This window comes from Ensifer sp. NM-2, assembly GCF_003024455.1.
Classification (GTDB): Bacteria; Pseudomonadota; Alphaproteobacteria; order Rhizobiales; family Rhizobiaceae; genus Ensifer; species Ensifer canadensis.
This window is the reverse complement of the sequence record NZ_PVZR01000001.1, coordinates 181,511-199,674: the sequence shown is the minus strand read 5'-3', so window position 1 is coordinate 199,674 and position 18,164 is coordinate 181,511. Positions and strand designations below refer to the sequence as shown.

The window sequence follows — 18,164 nt, the reverse complement described above, 5'->3', positions numbered from 1 at the left end:
CTCACGAGATATATGGAACCCCTGTCGATGAACCGCGAAACCACCAACCGCATACGCTTTGTCATCGAAGACATATTGCCGCCGTTCGTCAGGGACTCACGCCTGTTCAAGGGCATGGCGAGCCTCGCCTGGGGCGAGCATATCGGCCACCTCGCCCGTTTTCGCGAACGTGCCCCCTTCCTGACGGCCTTAGAATACGAGCAGCTCTACAAGCAGCATCCACGCGTTCACGAAGGAACCGACAATTCCGAAGCCTGTGTTCGCAAGATTGCGGCCGAAGTACGCGGCAAATCCGTCTGCGATGTCGGTTGCGGCACCGGCGTGCTGCTGAAGCACATCCGAGGCGCGAACCCCGATCTGCGGCGCTTGACCGGCGTCGACTTCGCCATCGATGACGCGGCCACAATCGAGGGCGTGGAATACTTCGCGGCGATGATCGAAGAGCTTCCCTTCGCGGATGGCGAATTCGATACCGTCGTCTGCACCCACGTCATCGAGCATATCCTCGACTATCGCAAGGCGATTGCCGAACTGCGCCGTATCACCCGGCAGCGGCTGATCATCGTCGTTCCGCGCGAACGCGAATATCGCTACACCTTCAATCCGCATTTCAATTTCTTCCCCTATACGCACTCCTTCCTGCGGGCGATGCATCCTGTCCCAGCGCAACACGCGTGCATCGATATCGGTCGCGATATTTTCTATTGCGAAGACAAGGCCTACTGCATGTTTCCTTAAATCCTATTCGATTTAAGGATAAAAACATGCAGCAATTCAAAGTGCTACAGCGACCTTTGCGCGTCTAATGAGACGCGCGGCGCTGTAGCCGATGCGAGGTGCCCTGCGATGAATCTCAATCTCGCCCCGGCCGTTTGGTTTGGACTGTTCTTCACGCCGGTTTTGATCTCGGCCGGCCAGATCCTTTTCAAGCTGACGAGCGCCAAGACGGGAAGCCCTGACGCACAGGGCCTGCTGGCGCTCATCTTCAGTCCGACGCTGCTGACGGCCCTGATCGTCTACGGCTTCGGCACGATCATCTGGATCTTCACCATCAGGTCGGTACCGCTGACCATCGCCTACTCGTTCATGGCCCTGACCTTTTGCATCGTGCCGCTGCTTGCCGCCGTCTTCCTCGGCGAAGCCTTGACGCTGCGCTATGTCGGTGGCGCGGTGCTGATCATCGGCGGCATGATCATCATCAACTCCTGACGGCGATGCCAGCAATGTGGGTTTCATGATCATTATCGCCACCGTCATGCTCGGCATGCTTGTCGCAGGCCTCCGTTCGCCTCGGACATGCCTGTTCGTTGCCGGCGTGCTTTCCATCCTGGCGGGTGCAGGTGGTGACTGGGTGCAGGTTGCAGCAGCGATCGGCGGCTACAACATGGGCATTGCACTGACGCTGTGCGGCGCCATCGTCGCTGGCGTGCATAACGGCTGACACGTCATCCCTTGCGTTCGAAGAAGGTTCTGGTTTCCTCGTTGGCCGGGAAGAAGGATTCGATCAGCACACCTTCCACTAGGGCGTCCTGGGTCGAGCCGAAGGTCTGCAGCGTGGTGATGAAGCTCAACGTAACCGGCCCGACGCGCAACTCGACAGGCAGAACCGGTAGCCGGTCGGTATCCGGATAGTTTTCGACCGCGCGCTTGACGGCGGGATCGGCCGCCAGTTTCTCCAGCCTCTTGCCAAGGCGACTCCTCGGCCCCTGCAGCCAGGCTTCGGTGCGAACGCGCTGGACCAGATCGGCGGCCGCAGCCTCCCAATTGACGACGAGGGCGCGGACATTTTCCGACGAGAGAAAAGCATCGAGAAAGTTCTGGCCGGGATTGAAAGGCACGTCGGCCGAAACGGCGAGCGCCGCCAGCGCCGGATTGACGATCAGGAGCGTGTATTCATGATCGAGCACCAGGCCCGGATAGGGATCGTGGCGAGCAAGGATGAGCCGGATGGCATTGGCCACGGCGGCGGGCATGGCATCGAGCCCCGACGCAGGGCGCGTCGTCATGCGCGGACGATATCCGGCGGCTGAAAACAGCGTGCCCTGGTCGCGCGCAGGAATGTCGAGCACCGAGGCCAGACGCAGGATCATGCCTTCCGATGGCTTCGATCGGCCGGTTTCGAGGAAGGAAAGGTGCCGCGTCGAGATGCCGGCAGCCACCGCCAGGTCAAGCTGGCTCATGCGGCGGTGCCCACGCCATTCCTTCAGGTGATTGCCGAATTCCATCGATGCCGATCTCCGTTGTGCCGGCAGATTGGCGCAGGCGCTGCGCAAAATCCACTACCTGCGAGGTAATTGGTTTCATGACCGGGAGGCGGCAACATCCGGATATCGACAAACGAATGGAGCCGAAAATGTTGAACCTTTCCAACCGCAGCCTGCTCAACAAGACCTTCCTCGCCGATGGCGCATTTTCGCTCCTCACCGGCGCGGTCCTCATCCTCGGTGCGGCCCCGCTCGCCGCTCTCATCAGCCCTGTCGCCACCCCGCTGATGATAAAGCTGCTTGGCGTCGGGCTTCTGGCCTGGGGGATTTTCCATCTCTCGGCCGCCCGCAACGGTGGGCCGGTTTCGGCTGCCGCCCGCGTCAGTATCGGCGGCGACGTCCTGTGGCAGATCGCAAGCCTTGCACTGCTTGCAACCGCCTATAACTCGCTGACGCCCATCGGCGTCGGGTTCTTGATCGTCGGCCTGATCGGCGTCGGCGACTTCCTGTTCTTCAAGGTGAAGGGCTTCGCCAGGGAGCGCGCGGCGCTGGCCTGATCCGACAACAACGAGAAATGCCCGCCGGCTCGCGCCGGCGGGCTTTTTCTTTCATTAGCCGGCTCAGATCTTTTCCCAGCCGTCCTTGTCGCTGGCGCGGTAGATCGCATCGATGAGCTTCTGGTTGAGCCGCGAGTTTTCGAGCGTGACCACTTCCTCGGCTTCGCCCTTTGCAGCGCGCGCAAACGCTTCCGCCTGCAGCTTGTACTGGCGTGCATCCTGGAAGCGGAAGAGCTGCGACTGGGCGTGGTTCTGGTTGGTGAGCTCCACTTCCTCGCGCCCGTAGCGGTCGGCATTGAACGGCGATTTCACCTCGATGAAACCCTTGTCGCCGTGGAAGACCATGACCTGGCGGGCGGCAAGCTGCGTGGAGATATAGAAGCTCAGTTCGAAATCACCGAAGTCGGCGCGCACGCTCGAATAGATGTCGGTGCCGAATTCCGGGTCGCGATCAGTGCTTGCCTGCACGCGCACCGGCTCCTTGGCCGTCACGAAGCGCGTGGTGATCGTCGGGTAGACGCCGATATCCGGCAGGCCGCCGCCACCGAGTGCCGGAATGTTGCGCATGTTGCCGGGGTCGCGGTTGAAATAGGTGAAGGCACCCTGCACGTGTCGAAGTCGGCCGATAGCCCCTTCGGCAAGCAGCGAGCGGGCCTTGCGCCAGACGGGGCTGTAGGTGACCATGAAGGCTTCGGCGATCAGCACCTTGTTGCGATCGCGCGCCGCGATCAATGCATCGATCTCGGATGCCCGCAGCGCAATCGGCTTTTCGCAGAGCACATGTTTGCCGGCATTGGCAGCCTTGATCGTCCACTCCACGTGCTGCGAGGTCGGCAGCGGGATATAGACCGCATCGATCGTGTCGGAGGCGAGCATCTCCTCATAGGATCCGAAGGCGTGCGGCGCGGAAAAGCGGTCGGCCATGGCGCGCGCCTTTGCGAGGTCGCGGCTGGCGACTGCCGAAACGACGCAGTTCTCGGCGTCCTGAATGGCGGGCACGACGAGATCGCGGCCGATCTTGGCCGTGGACAGAATTCCGAAACGAAACATAGCGGGGCTCCCTGATTTGGCGGCTGAGACTACTGCATGATTCCTTAAACCGGAATCGATTTAAGGAGAAAATCATGCAGCAGTTTAAAGCGTTACAGCGCCTTTAGCGCGTCATATGACGCGCGGCGCCGTAGCGGCGAGGTGCGTACCTATCAAGCGGCGACGACCGATAAAAAAGACCGGCGGCAGGTGACAAGCTTTGTTCGCTTGCCTTATGTTCGTGCCGGCATCCTCCCGATCGCGCACTTGCTTTCATCCAGTCCAATGGAGCGAAACCATGGAAAAACGCAGACTTGGCCGCACTAACCTTTCAATCGCGCCGCTTGTCTTCGGCGGCAATGTCTTCGGCTGGACAGCTGACGAAAAGACGTCCTTCGCCCTGCTCGACGCCTTCTTCGATGCCGGCCTTAATGCCATCGACACCGCTGACGTCTACTCGTCCTGGGCACCAGGAAACCAGGGCGGCGAATCCGAGACGATCATCGGCAAATGGCTGAAACAGTCCGGCCACAGCCGCGACAAGGCTGTGATCGTTACCAAGGTCGGTTCCGAGCTTGGGCCGGACCGCAAGGGCCTGTCACGCCGCTGGGTCCTGCAGGCGGTCGAGGATTCACTGAAGCGGCTGCAGACTGATTATATCGACCTTTACCTCTCGCACTGGCCAGACCCCGAAACGCCTTACGAAGAAACACTTGCCGCCTATGACCAGCTTTTGTCTGAGGGCAAGGTGCGCGCCGTCGGCGCCTCGAACCTGAACTCGCTGCAGCTGCGCGAAGCGCTCGATGTCAGCGCCAATGGCGGCCTGCCGCGCTATGCGGTGCTGCAGCCGGAATACAATCTCTACGATCGCGACAGTTTCGACGGGCCGTTGCGCGATCTTTGCGTCAGCGAAGAGATCGGCGTCATCAGTTATTTCGGCCTGGCGCGCGGCTTCCTCTCGGGCAAATACCGCACGCACAAGGACCTTGAAGGGTCGGCGCGCGGCTCGGGCGTCGAAAAATATCTCGACGGCCGCGGCATGCGCATCCTCGGCGTGCTCGACGAAATCGCTGAAGAGACCGGAGCAACGCAGGCCGAGATTGCGCTCGCTTGGGTGCGAAACCGCAAGGGCATCACCGCTCCCATCGCCAGCGCCACCAATCTCGACCAGTTGACGAGCCTCATCCGTTCGACCCAGCTGACCTTGAGCGACGAGGCAATTCGACAGCTCAACGACGTCAGCGAATAGCAGGAGCAAGGCAAGGACGATGGCATTGAGCATACGGGCGGCGACCGCCAGCGACGAAACGCATTGGCGCCGCCTGTGGGCCGGCTATGTCGCCTTTTCCGGCATTGAGCTGGCGGAGGACATCGTCAGTCTGACCTGGAGCCGCCTCATCGATCCCGCTGCACCGCTCTTTGCCCGGCTGGCGATCCTCGATGGCGAACCGGTCGGTTTCGTGATCTGCCAGGAACAGCTCGCGACCTTCTTCCGACACCCCATCTGCTACATCGAGGATCTCTACGTTGATCCATCAGCGCGCGGCCAAGGCGTCGCCCGCGCCATGATCGACGACCTGATCGCGCTCTGCCAGGCGTCGGACTGGGACCGGCTCTATTGGTATACCGAACGCGACAATGCCGTGGCGCGCCGTCTCTACGACCGCTACTCGGCAACCGACGACCACGTGCGCTACAAGTTGACTTTCGGCACGTTCACCGGCTCGGGCAAGAGTGCGTAGAACGCATGATGGCTGCCGTGCTGGTTCGCCATGCCGGGCTTGGTCAGCATCCCGCGCGGCTCGGCGAAGCTTCGGATCCGGCGCGCCGGCCGCTCGTGCCATTGGATATTGAACGCCCAGAGTTTCGGAAAGAAACAGAGCGATGAATAGGGCAGATGGTCGTGGATCCACCAGGCGATCGACTGCCAGCCGCCGAGCTCGTGGCGACGGTCCCAGACCCAGGGAATGACGATGCAGGCGGATGCGCCGATGCAGCCGTCCGCATCGCGCATGTCCCAGATGTGATCGGCCGCCGACGCCGCATTGCTCGAGCAGTTGAGACCGCGGGCATTGCCAAAACCGTTGACCGCGCGGTTTCGGTATCCGGAGCGAATGGTCAAACGGCCGAAGGTCGCTTCCAGCGGTTCCAGTAGCTCCTCGCACAACCGCCGCCCGGCCTCGATCGCCAGCTCGGGATCATCGGGTATATTCGGGATACGATGAAAATCGGCGATCTCCGAATGCAGGAACTCGCGCAAGAAGAAGTTTTTCGACAGCCGCACGCGCCCGAGATCTTCCAATGCGGTTTCTTCACTGCGCTTCCCCTCGTGACACACCGCGTCAGCGCGACTTTGCCCGGCCGACCGGCGATTGCAAGTCCGATGCAAACGCCGATAGCCGTTGATGAGGGCCATCAACCGGCCTAGCTCGCATGCTTGAAGAAATCGATGAAGGCGCGAAGGGCCGGGCGCATCTGGCGCCGGCTCGGATAGTAGAGAAACGGGCCGGCATAGGGCGCGCACCAATCCTCGAGCACGCGGATCAACCGCCCTTCGGCGATTGGCGTTTCCACCCGCGAGAGGAAGAGATAGGCAAGCCCTGCTCCACCCATCGCCGCCTTGATAATCGGCCGGTCTTCCCCAAGGATTAACGGCCCCTCGACGGAAACCGTCAATTCCTCGCCGTGCCTCTCGAACTCCCAGCGATAGAGCGTGCCATTGGAAAAGCGTCGCCGGATGCAGCGGTGGCCGGCGAGATCGCTCGGATGAAAGGGGCGGCCGAAACGCTCGAAATAATCGGGCGATGCAACAACCGCACTTTCCAGCTCCGGCCCGACCTTGACGGCGATCATATCGGCTTCGAGGCTTTCGCCGAGTCGGATGCCGGCGTCGTAGCCTTGTTCGACGATGTCGGTGAAACCATCCTCGTTGGCGATTTCCAGCACGATCTCCGGGTAGCGGTTGAGAAAGGCACCAAGCCGGGGCGCCAGGATAAGATCGGCGGCAAATCGCGGCGCCGTGATGCGCAGATTGCCGGCCGGACGGTCGCGCGTGTCCGTGGCAGCCTCCAGCGCGTGGGCGATCTCGTCGAGCGCCGGTGCCAGTCGTTCAAGGAGGCGCCGCCCCTCCTCGGTCGGCGCGACGCTGCGGGTGGTGCGCGATAAAAGCCGCACACCAAGGCTCGCTTCAAGGCTGCCGACCGCGTGGCTGACGGCCGATGGTGCGATGGCAAGCTCGCGGGCGGCACCACGGAAGCTGCCATGGGCGGCAACCGCGGCAAGGACGGCGAGTTGGGAAAGCTGGGTCCTGTTCATTGATCTAAATAATAGAACAGCCCGTGAGAGTTGACAGAGATTTTCAACCGCATGCTGCGGCCCTATCCTTTGATCATCGTCGTAGCCAGACGGCACCGGGAAGAGCGGCATGCAGGACGCCGCTTGGAGCCGACTGGCCAAGCGCCGACGAATACCGGGCGTTTCGATGCGTTCGCGGGCCACCCTGGCGCGCCTGCATGGTCGCCCCTACCCCGAAAGGACATGACATGAAGACCCGCAAACTCGGGAATGAACTGACCGTCTCCGCCATTGGTCTTGGCTGCATGGGCATGAGCTTTGCCTATGGCGGCGCCGACGAGGCGGAATCGATCCGCACGCTGCAGCGCGCCGTCGACCTCGGCGTCACCTTCTTCGACACGGCCGAAGTCTATGGCCCTTACGAGAATGAAAAGCTTGTCGGCCGGGCGTTGAAGCCGCTACGCGACAAGGTCACGATCGCGACTAAATTCGGCTTCCGCATAGAGCCCGGCAAACCAGCGGCCGAGGCGATCAAAGGCATCGACGGTCGACCGGAAAACGCAAGGGCCGTGGCTGACGCCTCGCTGAAGAGGCTTGGGATCGATGTGATCGACCTCTACTACCAGCACCGCGTCGATCCCGGGGTTCCGATCGAGGAAACCGTCGGCGCCATGGCCGATCTGGTGCGCCAGGGCAAGGTGCGCACGCTCGGGCTTTCCGAGGCAAGTTCCGAAACGATCCGACGTGCCCACAAGGTGCATCCGATCGCGGCGGTCCAGAGCGAATATTCGCTTTGGTCGCGAGACCCGGAAGAGGACGTGCTGGCGACCTGCCGCGACCTCGGCATCGGCTTCGTGCCCTATAGCCCGCTTGGGCGCGGCATGCTGACGGGCACGATCCGCAAGGCTGACGATCTTGCAGCGGACGATTTCCGTCGCTCGTTGCCGCGCTTCCAGGCGGAAAACCTCGGCGCCAACGCCGCCCTTGTCGAAACGCTGGAAGCGCTCGCGCGCGAAAAAGGCGTAACCGCCGCCCAGTTGGCGCTCGCCTGGGTGATCAATCAGGGCGACTTCATCGTGCCCATCCCCGGCGCGCGCAAGCTCCACCACCTGGAGCAGAATGCGGCCGCGGCCGATATCGTGCTGAGCGCTGACGAACTTGCCCGGCTCGGCGATGCGCTGTCGCCGGCGCTCGTTGCTGGCAAGCGCTATACGGAAGCATCGCTGGCGCTCACCAATCGTTGAACGCGCATGCCCCGCCTCCTTGCCGAGGCGGGGCATTCACCCATCGAATTTTCAGCCGGATGCACTACCTTTCCTGTCGTGACCAACAATTTCGGAGGATCGGGAATGTCCGACGAGCAGGCGATCAGCGCGGTGGTGCATCTCTATGTGGACGGCATGGCCTTTGCCAACGAAGGTGCGTTGCGCAAGGCGTTTCACCCAGACGCGGCGATCATCGGCAACTACAGAGGCGCGCTCGAATGGATGACGCGCGACGGCTTCATCAAGGCGGTTCTGGACCAGGGGGCCGCGCCGCCCGGGAGCCAGCCGGAGATGGATGTGGAGATGACCGACATTACCGGCGATGCGGCAACGGTGAAGGTGATCGACAGCTTCGCCGGCGAACGCTTTTCCGATTATCTGTCGCTGGTCAAGATCGACGGGCGCTGGGTGATCGTCAACAAGATCTACCACCTTCACGCCTGATGGCGGGATCAAGCGGGAGCCTCGAGGCCATAGGTCAAATCATGGCGCTCGACCATGTCCAGCTGGCCATGCCTGCCGGGATGGAGGATGTAGCACGGGGTTTCTATGAAGGGCTGCTCGGCCTAACCGAGGTGCAGAAACCATTGAACCTTGCCGGACGTGGTGGCTGTTGGTTCGAGCGAGGAGAGGCAAGAATTCACCTCGGTATCGACCCGGCTTTCTCGCCTGCGCGCAAGGCTCATCCCGCCTTCCTTGTCGACGACCTTGCCCTGCTCCTTTTGCGACTCGAAGCCTCCGGCGTGTCGATCACGCGTGACGCGCCACTTGCCGGATATGCCAGGTGTTACGTCAGCGATCCCTTCGGCAACCGGATCGAGCTGATGCAACGCATTGGTTAGCCGCATGGCAAAGGCCGCTGCAAGCAGCGGCCTTTGCCATGGTTATAAACCGAACGGCCTTCAGGCGCGCAACACGCCGCCTGTCGTCTTGGTGACGTTGGCGACGATCTTGGCCGTCAAAGCCTCGAAGTCCTCGTCGGTCAGCGTGCGCTCGACCGGCTGGATCGTCACTTCGATGGCGATCGACTTCTTGCCTTCGCCAAGGGACGCTCCCTCGAACACGTCGAAGACGCTGACGCCGGTCACCAGCTTGCGGTCGGCGCCGGAGGCTGCACGCAGGATGGCACCTGCCTCGACGCCCTTGTCGACGACGAAGGCGAAGTCGCGCTTGACCGCCTGGAACGGCGAAAGATCAAGTGCCGGCTTGGTGCGGGTCGCCTTCTTCTTCGGTTCCGGCATGGCGTCGACATAGATTTCGAAGCCGCAGAGTGCACCGGAGACATCGAGCGCCTCAAGCGTCTTCGGGTGGAATTCACCGAAGGAGCCAAGCACGATCTTCGGACCGAGCTTGATCGTGCCGGAACGGCCGGGATGATACCAGGCGGGACCGCCGGCTTCGAACTGGACATTGCCCATCGGCACGCCGCAGGCTTCCAAGACCGCGATCGCATCGGCCTTGGCGTCGAAGACGTCGACCGGCTTGCCGCCGCCCTTGGCAGCATTCGACCAGAGACGACCGGCGCCGTTGAGCGATGCGGTGCCACGGCGTACGCCACCGGCAACGCGGCGCTGCTGATCCGGGCCATCGCCTTCATAGGTGCCGGAGACTTCGAAGAGCGCAACGTCGCCAAAGCCCTTGTCGGCATTGCGCTGTGCCGCCGACAGGAGACCCGGCAACAGCGACGGGCGCATGTCCGACATATCGGCCGCGATCGGGTTGGCAAGCTTCAGCGCCGGCTGACCGCCGCCGAAGAGCTTCGCCTGGTCTTCGGAAATGAACGACCAGGTGACGGCCTCCAGCATGCCGCGGCTCGCCAACGCGCGCTTGGCAAGGCGGGTGCGGATCTGCAGCGTCGTCAGGATCTTGCCATTGACGGTGCCATGGCTCGGCAAGGGTGCTGCAACAATGTTGTCGACGCCGTGGATGCGCATGACCTCTTCGACGAGATCGGCCTTGCCGTCGACATCCGGGCGCCAGGACGGCACCGAAACGTTGACGCGCTCGCCCGAGCCCTGGACGCCGAAGCCAAGCTTCTTCAGGATCGTGACGCTCTCTTCCGAGGAAACCTCGAGCCCCGTCAGGCGCTTGACCTCGGACATCGGGAAATCGACGATCTTCGGGCTATAGCCGGCATAGCCGACGACTTCTGCCTTGGCCGGCTTGCCGCCGCAAAGCTCGAGGACCAGTTCGGTGGTGCGCTCGAGACCGGGCACCATGTATTCCGGATCGACACCACGCTCGAAGCGGTAGCGCGCGTCGGTGATGATACCGAGCGTGCGGCCGGACTTGGCGATGTTCATCGGGTCCCAGAGCGCCGATTCGATCAGCACGTCTGTGGTGTTCTCATCGCAGCCGGAGTGTTCGCCGCCCATGATACCGCCGATCGACTCGATGGCCTTTTCGTCTGATATGACGACGTTGTTCGGGCCGAGCTTGTATTCGCGCTGGTCGAGCGCAAGCACGGTTTCGCCTTCCTTGGCGCGGCGCACAGTCAGGTTGCCCGTAACCTTGGCCGCGTCGAAGACGTGCATCGGCCGGCCCTGGTCGAAGGTCATGTAGTTGGTGATGTCGACCAGCGCGTTAATCGGACGAAGACCGATCGACAGCAGCCGCTGCTGCATCCATTTCGGCGACGGGCCGTTCTTGACGCCGCGCACGAGCCGCAGGCCGAAGCCTGGGCAAAGGTGACGATCTTCGCCAAGGTCGATCGTCAGCTTGACCGGGGTCTCGCCTTCGACCGCAAAGGCGGGTGCCGCGCGGGCCTTCAGCGTACCGAGGCCAGAGGCTGCGAGGTCGCGGGCGATGCCGTAAACGCTGGTGCAATCCGGGCGGTTCGGCGTCAGGTTGATCTCGATCATCGGATCGTCGAGGCTGGCATAGGCCGCATAGCTCGTGCCAACAGGCGCATCATCCGGCAGGTCGATGATGCCGTTGTGGTCGTCGGAGATCTCGAGTTCCTTTTCCGAACACATCATGCCGTGGCTTTCGACGCCGCGAATGTTGCCGACGGAGAGCGTGACGTCGATGCCCGGCACGTAGGTGCCCGATGCGGCGAAGGCGCCGACGAGGCCGGCGCGGGCGTTCGGCGCGCCGCAGACGACCTGAACCGGTGCGCCTGTGCCGGTATCGACCATCAGGACCCGAAGCTTGTCGGCATTCGGATGCTGCTCGGCGGAAACGACCTTGGCGATGACGAACGGCTTGAAGGCGGCCTTGTCGTCGACATCCTCGACTTCAAGCCCGATCATCGTCAAGCGCGCACAGATCTCGTCCAGCGAAGCGTCGGTATCAAGGTGGTCCTTGAGCCAGGAAAGCGTGAATTTCATGATTTCACCTGTGTCCTCGAGCGTTTCCGGCTTAAACCGGGTTGCAGAAACACTCTATCCCTTTGTTTTTACACATTTCCTGGCGGAAAACCGCTTCGCACTTTTCCTGGAAATGCTCCAATTTTCAGCGCGATCAGGCCGAGAGGCCGCCGAACAATGTCGGCATGTCGAGCGGGCGGAAGCCGTAATGGTTCATCCAGCGGACATCGGCGTTGAAGAAGTCACGCAGGTCCGGCATGCCGTATTTCAGCATGGCGATGCGGTCGAGACCCATGCCCCAGGCAAAGCCCTGATACTCGTCCGGATCGAGCCCGCCGGATCTGAGCACGTTCGGGTGGACCATGCCGCAGCCGAGGATCTCCATCCAGTCGGTGCCCTCGCCGAACTTGACGATCGGGCCGGAGCGGTCGCACTGGATGTCGACCTCGAAGGACGGTTCGGTGAACGGGAAGAACGACGGGCGGAAACGCATCGTGACCTGATCGACCTCGAAGAAGGCCTTGCAGAATTCTTCCAGCACCCAGCGCATGTTGGCGACGTTCGCGGACTTGTCGACGACCAGGCCCTCGACCTGATGGAACATCGGCGAGTGGGTGGCGTCGGAATCCTGGCGATAGGTCTTGCCGGGGATGATGATGCGGATCGGCGGGTCCTGCGCCTCCATCGTGCGTATCTGCACCGGCGAGGTATGCGTGCGCAGCACCTTGCGCTCGCCCTTGTCATCTTCATTGAAGAAGAAGGTGTCGTGCATCTCGCGGGCCGGGTGGCCTTCCGGGAAGTTCAGCGCCGTGAAGTTGTAGTAGTCGGTCTCGATGTCAGGACCTTCGGCGATCGAGAAACCCATGTCGCCGAAGATCGCGGTGATCTCGTCGACGATCTGGCTGATCGGATGGATACGGCCACGTTCGGCCGGGGACGAGCGCACCGGCAGGCTGATATCGACGGTTTCGCGGGCCAGACGCTCGGCGATCGCCTGGTCCTTCAACGCCGACTTGCGGGCGGTGATCGCTTCTGCAACCGTGGTCTTCAGCGCGTTGATCTGGGCGCCACGGGTCTGGCGCTCTTCCGGCGTCATCGTGCCGAGCGTCTTCAGTAGCTCGGAGATCGAGCCCTTCTTGCCGAGCGCGCCGACGCGCACCGCCTCGATCGATCCTTCGTCGCCGGCGGCATCGATGTCCGCCAGCAGTGTCCGTTCCAGTGTTTCCAGTTCGCTCATTCTGTCCTGCCTCGATGCGGGAATGGGTTCGGTCTATATCGGTTGTTGTCTTCAGGATTGTGATTGCGTCGCCAGTGAGTCCGTCGCCGCCACGAGGCGCACGGGGTCATGACCGTTCTGGATGCGCAGGAAGAAGCGCGCCTGCGGCAACAATCGCGTAAAGAGCGGTTTGATCTCTGAGGGAGCGACGGCGGCTTCCGCTGGCGCCGCAAGCTTCCAGGCGGCAAAAGCCCGGTCCGGCGTTTCTGGCTTCAGCGCGCGGCTTGCGATCTGCAGGAAGAGCAGTCCGAGACGCGGGCCAACGCGCCGGTCACGCTTGATCCAGACCATACGATCCCTAGGCTGGCGTCGTTCGACACGGGATGATCCGCCGGCAAGTGCTGCCAGCAGAGCCGCCATGTCCTCGTCGTCAAGCTCGCGAACCGCAAGCGGCCCCTTTCGATCGTCGTACACTTTCGTCCCGCCAAATAAGAAAAACCCGCACTAGCCCTGCCAGCGCGGGTTTCCCAACAAAAATCAAGAACGGTTTTGGGAAAACGCTGGCTTAACGAACAGCGCTTTCAAACTCGTTGGTCGTACCGGCTTCCTTGAGGTAGGCAAGTGCCTTCTTGGAAGCTTCGACGAGGGCGCCGAATGCTGCCGGCTCATGGATAGCCATGTCGGACAGAACCTTGCGGTCGACTTCGATGCCAGCCTTGTTCAGGCCGTCGATGAAGCGGCCGTAGGTCAGGCCGAATTCGCGGACGGCAGCGTTGATGCGCTGGATCCAGAGAGCGCGGAAGTTGCGCTTGTTGACCTTGCGGTCGCGGTAAGCGAACTGCTTCGAACGATCAACCGCAGCCTTTGCAGCGCGGATGGTGTTCTTGCGGCGGCCGTAGAAGCCCTTGGCTGCCTTGAGTGTCTTCTTGTGCTTGGCGTGAGCGGTTACGCCGCGTTTTACACGTGCCATGTCATGATCTCCTTAACGTGTCCAAAATGCCTGAAAGTCTTAGAGACCGTTGGGCAGGTAGTTCTTGATGACCTTCTTGCCATCGGGCTCCGCGAGAACCATGGTTCCACGTGCGTCGCGGATGAACTTGTTGGAACGCTTGATCATGCCGTGGCGCTTGCCAGCAGCTGCTGCACGAACCTTGCCGGTAGCGGTGATCTTGAACCGCTTCTTGGCAGACGATTTCGTCTTCATCTTGGGCATTTTGCTACTCCATTTTTCTTAAGAATTCGAAACGGACAGACGAGGTCCATTTCCAGCGTTAAGAACGGCCACGGCATGCCCTGCCGGACCGTTCGGACGGGCGCTTATACCCGGACCTCCCCGAAAGCGCAACTGCGGAATCGACGAAGCGTCATAGAAGCGACATACAACGTCAAACCGGATCGCGCCGACGCTTGCGCCTGCCGGCCGTTTCGAAGGCGAGCACCGCCTCCAGTCCGCCGAGCGGCGACTGCCCGAGGATCAACTTCGCGCCATAGGCATCGGCGATATCGGCGCTGATGGCAAGGACCCTCAAACGCAAAAAGCCGCCCTTCGGGCGGCTTCCTACCTGATCCAGTTTCCGGACATTGCGCCCGGACACCTCGGTCAACGCGGAGCGAGGACCATCATCATCTGGCGGCCTTCGAGCTTCGGCTCGGCCTCCACCTTGGCGATCGTCTGGGTGTCATCCTTGACCTGAAGCAGGAGCTTCATGCCGAGTTCCTGGTGCGCCATTTCGCGACCGCGGAACTTCAGGGTCACCTTGACCTTGTCGCCCTCTTCGAAGAAGCGATTCATCGCCCGCATCTTCACTTCATAATCATGCGTGTCGATGTTGGGACGCATCTTGATCTCTTTGATCTCGACGATCTTCTGCTTCTTGCGCGCTTCGGCCGCCTTCTTCTGGTTGGCGTATTTCAGCTTGCCGAGATCGAGGATCTTGCACACCGGCGGCTCGGAGTTCGGTGCGATCTCTACCAGATCAAGACCGGCCTCTTCCGCCATGCGGAGCGCCTGGTCGATCGGGATGGCACCGATATTCTGGCCTTCGGCATCGATAAGCTGAACCCGGGGCACCCGGATTTCCTTGTTTGAGCGCGGTCCCTCCTTGACGGGGGCGTCCGTTTTGAACGGTCTGCGAATGGTCGTACTCTCCTCGAGCTGTTTCCGAAAATGCGGTTCAATTATTAGTCGGCGCGGCCTTGGCCGAAATGCTTCAATCTGCCGCCGACGGCAATGTGTGAATTGCGACGGGAGAGTCAATAGCATGGCTCGCAGGGAAAATCACCACCTGTCGAAGCCAAGACGAATCTGTTTTAGAAAGAAATTCGCCGCCAATCCGGGCATTTGGAGAGAATTGAGATGCAAACGACGCCAGCCGAAACCGAAACAACCTTCATCGAGGTTGGCAAGGATGCCGCCCGTCGCCGCATCGCCATGCGGATCCTGCGGGCACAAAAGCGCTCCGATCGGCCGACGCTTGTGTGGCTTGGCGGCTACCGCTCCGACATGACCGGGACGAAGGCGGTCGAGGTCGAGCAGCTTGCGAGAGACAGGGCAACCGACTGCATCCGCTTCGACTATTCCGGCCACGGCGCCTCCGGCGGCGCCTTCAAGGACGGCACGATCTCGCGTTGGCTGGAAGAAAGCCTTGCCGTCGTCGAACATGCCGCCCCCGGGCAGCGCCTGATCCTGATCGGCTCATCGATGGGCGGCTGGATCGCGATGAGGCTGATCCAGGAACTACGCCAGCGCGGCCTCAGCGAACGCATCGCCGGGTTGGTACTGATCGCGCCTGCTCCCGACTTTACCGCCGAACTCATCGAACCAAACCTGACGGAAATCGAGCGGCACTCGCTTGCCGAGCGCGGCTATTTCGAGGAACCGTCCGAATACAGCCCCGAGCCCAACATCTATACGCGCGCCCTGATCGAGGACGGCCGCGACAACCGCGTGCTCGTCGGCACCATCACCACCGGCTGCCCGGTTCACATCCTGCAGGGCATGCGCGACCCGGATGTGCCCTACACGCACGCGCTGAAACTGATGGAGCACCTTCCGGCCGACGACGTCGTCATGACGCTCATCCGTGACGGCGACCACCGTCTTTCGCGCGAGGAAGACATTGCTAAAATGAAACAGGCGATCGGAAACATGCTGCCTTCGGCTTAAGCCGATAGGCCGGCGCTCGACGCCCTTTCTACCCCCAATTTCCGCGTCCATGCGCCGCAGACCGCCTGCTGCGCAGGGCTTTGCGCTGCGTTTCGGCAACGGCTTTAACCATAAAGTCCAATGGCCGAATCAGTAGATTGACTCTCCGACCCCAACGCTATTAACTCTTTATTAACGATTAGAGCAGCGTGAGGCGGAAGACCTGAACAAGCTGCCCTCAACTCAGGATTGCGCGAATACGTCCGGACAGGAAGAGCCCGGCATACCGCGTCACGCAGGGGATTTGTATGGCGTCTTGGACCGGGGTTAAGGGAAGTATCGCGGCGTTTTGCGCACTTTTCATTTCAGCGAACACGGCAATTCCCGCACAGGCGGGATCCTCTCCTTGGATGCAGACCGGCTCGGTTACCTCGCAGCCGATCGGACATTACGAGTTCTGTCAGAAGCACAAGGGCGAATGCAGCGTCAAATCGAAGACGAGCGTGGCGCCGCGTGTCACCGAGCGCGGCTGGGCGACGATCCGTCAGGTCAACGCTGCCGTGAACCGCGAAATCACGCCGGTGACCGATCAGGAACTCTTCGGCAGGGATGAAGTCTGGTCCTACCCGCAGGACGCCGGCGATTGCGAGGACTTCGTTCTCGAAAAGCGCAAGCGTCTGATGCGCAAGGGCTTTTCCCCCAGCGAACTGCTGATCACTGTCGTTCGCAAACCCGATGGCGAGGGCCATGCCGTGCTGACGGTGCGCACCGCCCAGGGGGATTTCGTCCTCGACAACCTCGAAAACGGCGTGCGGCTCTGGACCCAGACGCCCTACCGTTATCTCAAGCGCCAGGCTTCGTTCAACAGCGGTCGCTGGGTCACCATCGACAACGGCGCGGAAGTGGTCGTCGGCTCGGTCGGCAACTGATACCGCAGCATCATCGCTTTACGAAAAAGGGCCGGTCAAACCGGCCCTTTTTTCGTTTCAAACGCTGCACGCCCGATCAGGCATTACCGATCAGGATGCCCGCTGCCAGCACTAGGCCGCCGCCCAGCACAACCTGGAATGCGGCGCGCAGGAACGGCGTTTCCATGTAGCGGTTCTGAATGAACGCGATTGCCCAAAGCTCGAAGAAGACGACGACTGCGGCCGTGATCGTCGCCGTCCAGAAATGCGGAATGAGATAGGGCAGTGCGTGCCCTAGACCGCCGAGCGCGGTCATGATGCCCGATGCGAGGCCGCGCTTGATCGGCGAACCGCGGCCCGACAGCTTGCCGTCATCATGGGCCGCCTCTGTGAAGCCCATGGAAATACCAGCGCCGACCGAGGCCGACAGGCCGACGAGGAAGGTCTGCCAGGTATCCTGTGTCGCAAAGGCAGCAGCAAAGATCGGTGCGAGCGTCGAAACCGAGCCATCCATCAGCCCAGCCAGCCCCGGCTGAACGTAGGTCAGGATGAACTGTCGGCGCGCCGTCTGCTCCTCCTCCTCGCGAACATCGTCCGGTGTGTGCTTTTCACCGAGCCTGCGGGCGAGCGATTCGTGCGTTTTTTCCGCGATTGCCAGGTCGCCCAGCAGCTTGCGCGTCGCCGCATCCTGGGTGCGCGCCGCCGCCTCGACATAGAAGCGGTGCGCCGTCTCCTCCATTGCCTCGGCTTCCGCCCGCGCCTTCTCGATCGGCATTTCGGCGATCAGCCACTCAGGCTTGCGATCGGGGAAGTCGCGGACATGCTCGCGGCGGATCAGCGGGATCCGGTTGCCGAAGCGCTGTACGTGCATGTCGATCAGCCATTGCCGATGATGGCTCTCCTCCTCCGCCATTTCTTCGAACACTTTTGCCGAGTGCGGATATTTCTCTCTCAACGCATCCGCATAGGCGAGATAGATGCGTCCATCGTCCTCCTCCGACGAGATCGCCAGTGCCAGGATTTCCTGTTCGTTGAGGGAGAGAAACGGACGCTTGGAGCGGGAGAAGAGACGGGAAAACATCGTTGAAAACCTTCTTTAGAATAATTCTAAATAGAAACCCCGGGAATGTGCGTCAAGGTCAAAGCCATGCAATCACGCGACAATCACTCGACAGAGTGTCGCGGCTCGGCCACCATGCAGGCGCATGCGAATCCCCTTCCCGCGGCTGGAGCAATCG

General features: G+C 61.6%; 23 protein-coding genes. 11 read left to right on the top strand and 12 right to left on the bottom strand.

Features of this window, described 5'->3' with window-relative positions:
• The first annotated feature begins 27 nt into the window (after positions 1-27).
• The 3 genes from C6558_RS01020 (at position 28) to C6558_RS01010 (ending at position 1,441) form a co-directional block, all read left to right on the top strand.
• On the top strand, positions 28-738 hold the full coding sequence (locus C6558_RS01020; protein ID WP_025425567.1) for a bifunctional 2-polyprenyl-6-hydroxyphenol methylase/3-demethylubiquinol 3-O-methyltransferase UbiG: 711 nt from the start codon (positions 28-30) through the stop codon (positions 736-738).
• Between the two features lie 108 nt (positions 739-846).
• Complete coding sequence (locus C6558_RS01015) at positions 847-1,209, top strand: transporter (RefSeq protein WP_025425566.1); 363 nt, start codon at positions 847-849, stop codon at positions 1,207-1,209.
• 25 nt (positions 1,210-1,234) lie between these two features.
• Complete coding sequence (locus tag C6558_RS01010) at positions 1,235-1,441, top strand: hypothetical protein (protein ID WP_025425565.1); 207 nt, start codon at positions 1,235-1,237, stop codon at positions 1,439-1,441.
• Positions 1,442-1,445: 4 nt separating this feature from the next.
• Here the strand turns inward: C6558_RS01010 and C6558_RS01005 are convergent, their stop codons facing one another.
• On the bottom strand, positions 1,446-2,225 hold the full coding sequence (locus C6558_RS01005) for a helix-turn-helix transcriptional regulator (protein ID WP_025425564.1): 780 nt from the start codon (positions 2,223-2,225) through the stop codon (positions 1,446-1,448).
• 128 nt (positions 2,226-2,353) lie between these two features.
• Here C6558_RS01005 and C6558_RS01000 point away from each other — a divergent pair, with 128 nt between their 5' ends.
• Positions 2,354-2,761 carry a hypothetical protein gene (locus tag C6558_RS01000; protein WP_025425563.1) on the top strand — a complete coding sequence of 136 codons (408 nt, stop codon included), beginning with the start codon at positions 2,354-2,356 and terminating at the stop codon, positions 2,759-2,761.
• Between the two features lie 63 nt (positions 2,762-2,824).
• On the opposite strand, the gene C6558_RS00995 is transcribed toward C6558_RS01000, so the two are convergent.
• The gene (locus C6558_RS00995; RefSeq protein WP_025425562.1) at positions 2,825-3,811 is read right to left on the bottom strand and encodes a Gfo/Idh/MocA family protein; all 987 of its coding nucleotides are present in this window, start codon (positions 3,809-3,811) and stop codon (positions 2,825-2,827) included.
• A 277-nt stretch (positions 3,812-4,088) separates the two neighbouring features.
• Between C6558_RS00995 and C6558_RS00990 the strand changes: the two genes are divergently transcribed.
• Both C6558_RS00990 and C6558_RS00985 read left to right on the top strand, forming a co-directional pair.
• Positions 4,089-5,039, top strand: a complete 951-nt coding sequence (locus C6558_RS00990) for an aldo/keto reductase (RefSeq protein WP_025425561.1) — start codon at positions 4,089-4,091, stop codon at positions 5,037-5,039.
• 19 nt (positions 5,040-5,058) lie between these two features.
• Entirely contained in the window at positions 5,059-5,532 is a 474-nt protein-coding gene (locus tag C6558_RS00985; protein ID WP_025425560.1) for a GNAT family N-acetyltransferase, read from the top strand.
• Here C6558_RS00985 and C6558_RS00980 read toward each other — a convergent pair.
• Positions 5,484-6,128: a hypothetical protein gene (locus C6558_RS00980; protein WP_038576634.1), complete on the bottom strand. Its 645-nt coding sequence runs from the start codon at positions 6,126-6,128 to the stop codon at positions 5,484-5,486. The genes C6558_RS00985 and C6558_RS00980 overlap by 49 nt on opposite strands.
• Before the next feature lie 86 nt (positions 6,129-6,214).
• The gene (locus C6558_RS00975) at positions 6,215-7,105 is read right to left on the bottom strand and encodes a LysR family transcriptional regulator (protein ID WP_025425558.1); all 891 of its coding nucleotides are present in this window, start codon (positions 7,103-7,105) and stop codon (positions 6,215-6,217) included.
• Between the two features lie 227 nt (positions 7,106-7,332).
• Here C6558_RS00975 and C6558_RS00970 point away from each other — a divergent pair, with 227 nt between their 5' ends.
• The 3 genes from C6558_RS00970 (at position 7,333) to C6558_RS00960 (ending at position 9,191) form a co-directional block, all read left to right on the top strand.
• Positions 7,333-8,328, top strand: coding sequence for an aldo/keto reductase (locus C6558_RS00970; protein ID WP_025425557.1), 996 nt, complete (start codon positions 7,333-7,335; stop codon positions 8,326-8,328).
• Positions 8,329-8,433: 105 nt separating this feature from the next.
• The gene (locus C6558_RS00965; protein WP_025425556.1) at positions 8,434-8,793 is read left to right on the top strand and encodes a nuclear transport factor 2 family protein; all 360 of its coding nucleotides are present in this window, start codon (positions 8,434-8,436) and stop codon (positions 8,791-8,793) included.
• Between the two features lie 41 nt (positions 8,794-8,834).
• The gene (locus C6558_RS00960; protein ID WP_038575809.1) at positions 8,835-9,191 is read left to right on the top strand and encodes a VOC family protein; all 357 of its coding nucleotides are present in this window, start codon (positions 8,835-8,837) and stop codon (positions 9,189-9,191) included.
• Positions 9,192-9,251: 60 nt separating this feature from the next.
• Here the strand turns inward: C6558_RS00960 and pheT are convergent, their stop codons facing one another.
• The 7 genes from pheT to infC form a co-directional block, all read right to left on the bottom strand.
• On the bottom strand, positions 9,252-11,678 hold the full coding sequence (gene pheT, locus C6558_RS00955) for a phenylalanine--tRNA ligase subunit beta (protein WP_025425554.1): 2,427 nt from the start codon (positions 11,676-11,678) through the stop codon (positions 9,252-9,254).
• A 133-nt stretch (positions 11,679-11,811) separates the two neighbouring features.
• Positions 11,812-12,894, bottom strand: a complete 1,083-nt coding sequence (gene pheS / locus C6558_RS00950; RefSeq protein ID WP_057204340.1) for a phenylalanine--tRNA ligase subunit alpha — start codon at positions 12,892-12,894, stop codon at positions 11,812-11,814.
• Positions 12,895-12,945: 51 nt separating this feature from the next.
• The gene (locus tag C6558_RS00945; protein ID WP_057212530.1) at positions 12,946-13,347 is read right to left on the bottom strand and encodes a hypothetical protein; all 402 of its coding nucleotides are present in this window, start codon (positions 13,345-13,347) and stop codon (positions 12,946-12,948) included.
• 91 nt (positions 13,348-13,438) lie between these two features.
• The gene (rplT, locus tag C6558_RS00940; protein ID WP_025425551.1) at positions 13,439-13,843 is read right to left on the bottom strand and encodes a 50S ribosomal protein L20; all 405 of its coding nucleotides are present in this window, start codon (positions 13,841-13,843) and stop codon (positions 13,439-13,441) included.
• Positions 13,844-13,882: 39 nt separating this feature from the next.
• Positions 13,883-14,086, bottom strand: coding sequence for a 50S ribosomal protein L35 (gene rpmI / locus C6558_RS00935; RefSeq protein ID WP_025425550.1), 204 nt, complete (start codon positions 14,084-14,086; stop codon positions 13,883-13,885).
• Positions 14,087-14,258: 172 nt separating this feature from the next.
• The gene (locus C6558_RS39855; RefSeq protein ID WP_156407901.1) at positions 14,259-14,408 is read right to left on the bottom strand and encodes a hypothetical protein; all 150 of its coding nucleotides are present in this window, start codon (positions 14,406-14,408) and stop codon (positions 14,259-14,261) included.
• 65 nt (positions 14,409-14,473) lie between these two features.
• On the bottom strand, positions 14,474-15,010 hold the full coding sequence (infC, locus tag C6558_RS00925; RefSeq protein ID WP_038576631.1) for a translation initiation factor IF-3: 537 nt from the start codon (positions 15,008-15,010) through the stop codon (positions 14,474-14,476).
• Positions 15,011-15,229: 219 nt separating this feature from the next.
• Between infC and C6558_RS00920 the strand changes: the two genes are divergently transcribed.
• Both C6558_RS00920 and C6558_RS00915 read left to right on the top strand, forming a co-directional pair.
• Positions 15,230-16,039 carry a carboxylesterase gene (locus C6558_RS00920; protein WP_025425547.1) on the top strand — a complete coding sequence of 270 codons (810 nt, stop codon included), beginning with the start codon at positions 15,230-15,232 and terminating at the stop codon, positions 16,037-16,039.
• A gap of 287 nt (positions 16,040-16,326) precedes the next feature.
• Positions 16,327-16,947, top strand: coding sequence for a transglutaminase-like cysteine peptidase (locus tag C6558_RS00915; protein WP_025425546.1), 621 nt, complete (start codon positions 16,327-16,329; stop codon positions 16,945-16,947).
• A gap of 76 nt (positions 16,948-17,023) precedes the next feature.
• On the opposite strand, the gene mbfA is transcribed toward C6558_RS00915, so the two are convergent.
• Positions 17,024-18,007 carry an iron exporter MbfA gene (mbfA, locus tag C6558_RS00910; protein WP_025425545.1) on the bottom strand — a complete coding sequence of 328 codons (984 nt, stop codon included), beginning with the start codon at positions 18,005-18,007 and terminating at the stop codon, positions 17,024-17,026.
• Between the last annotated feature and the right edge of the window lie 157 nt (positions 18,008-18,164).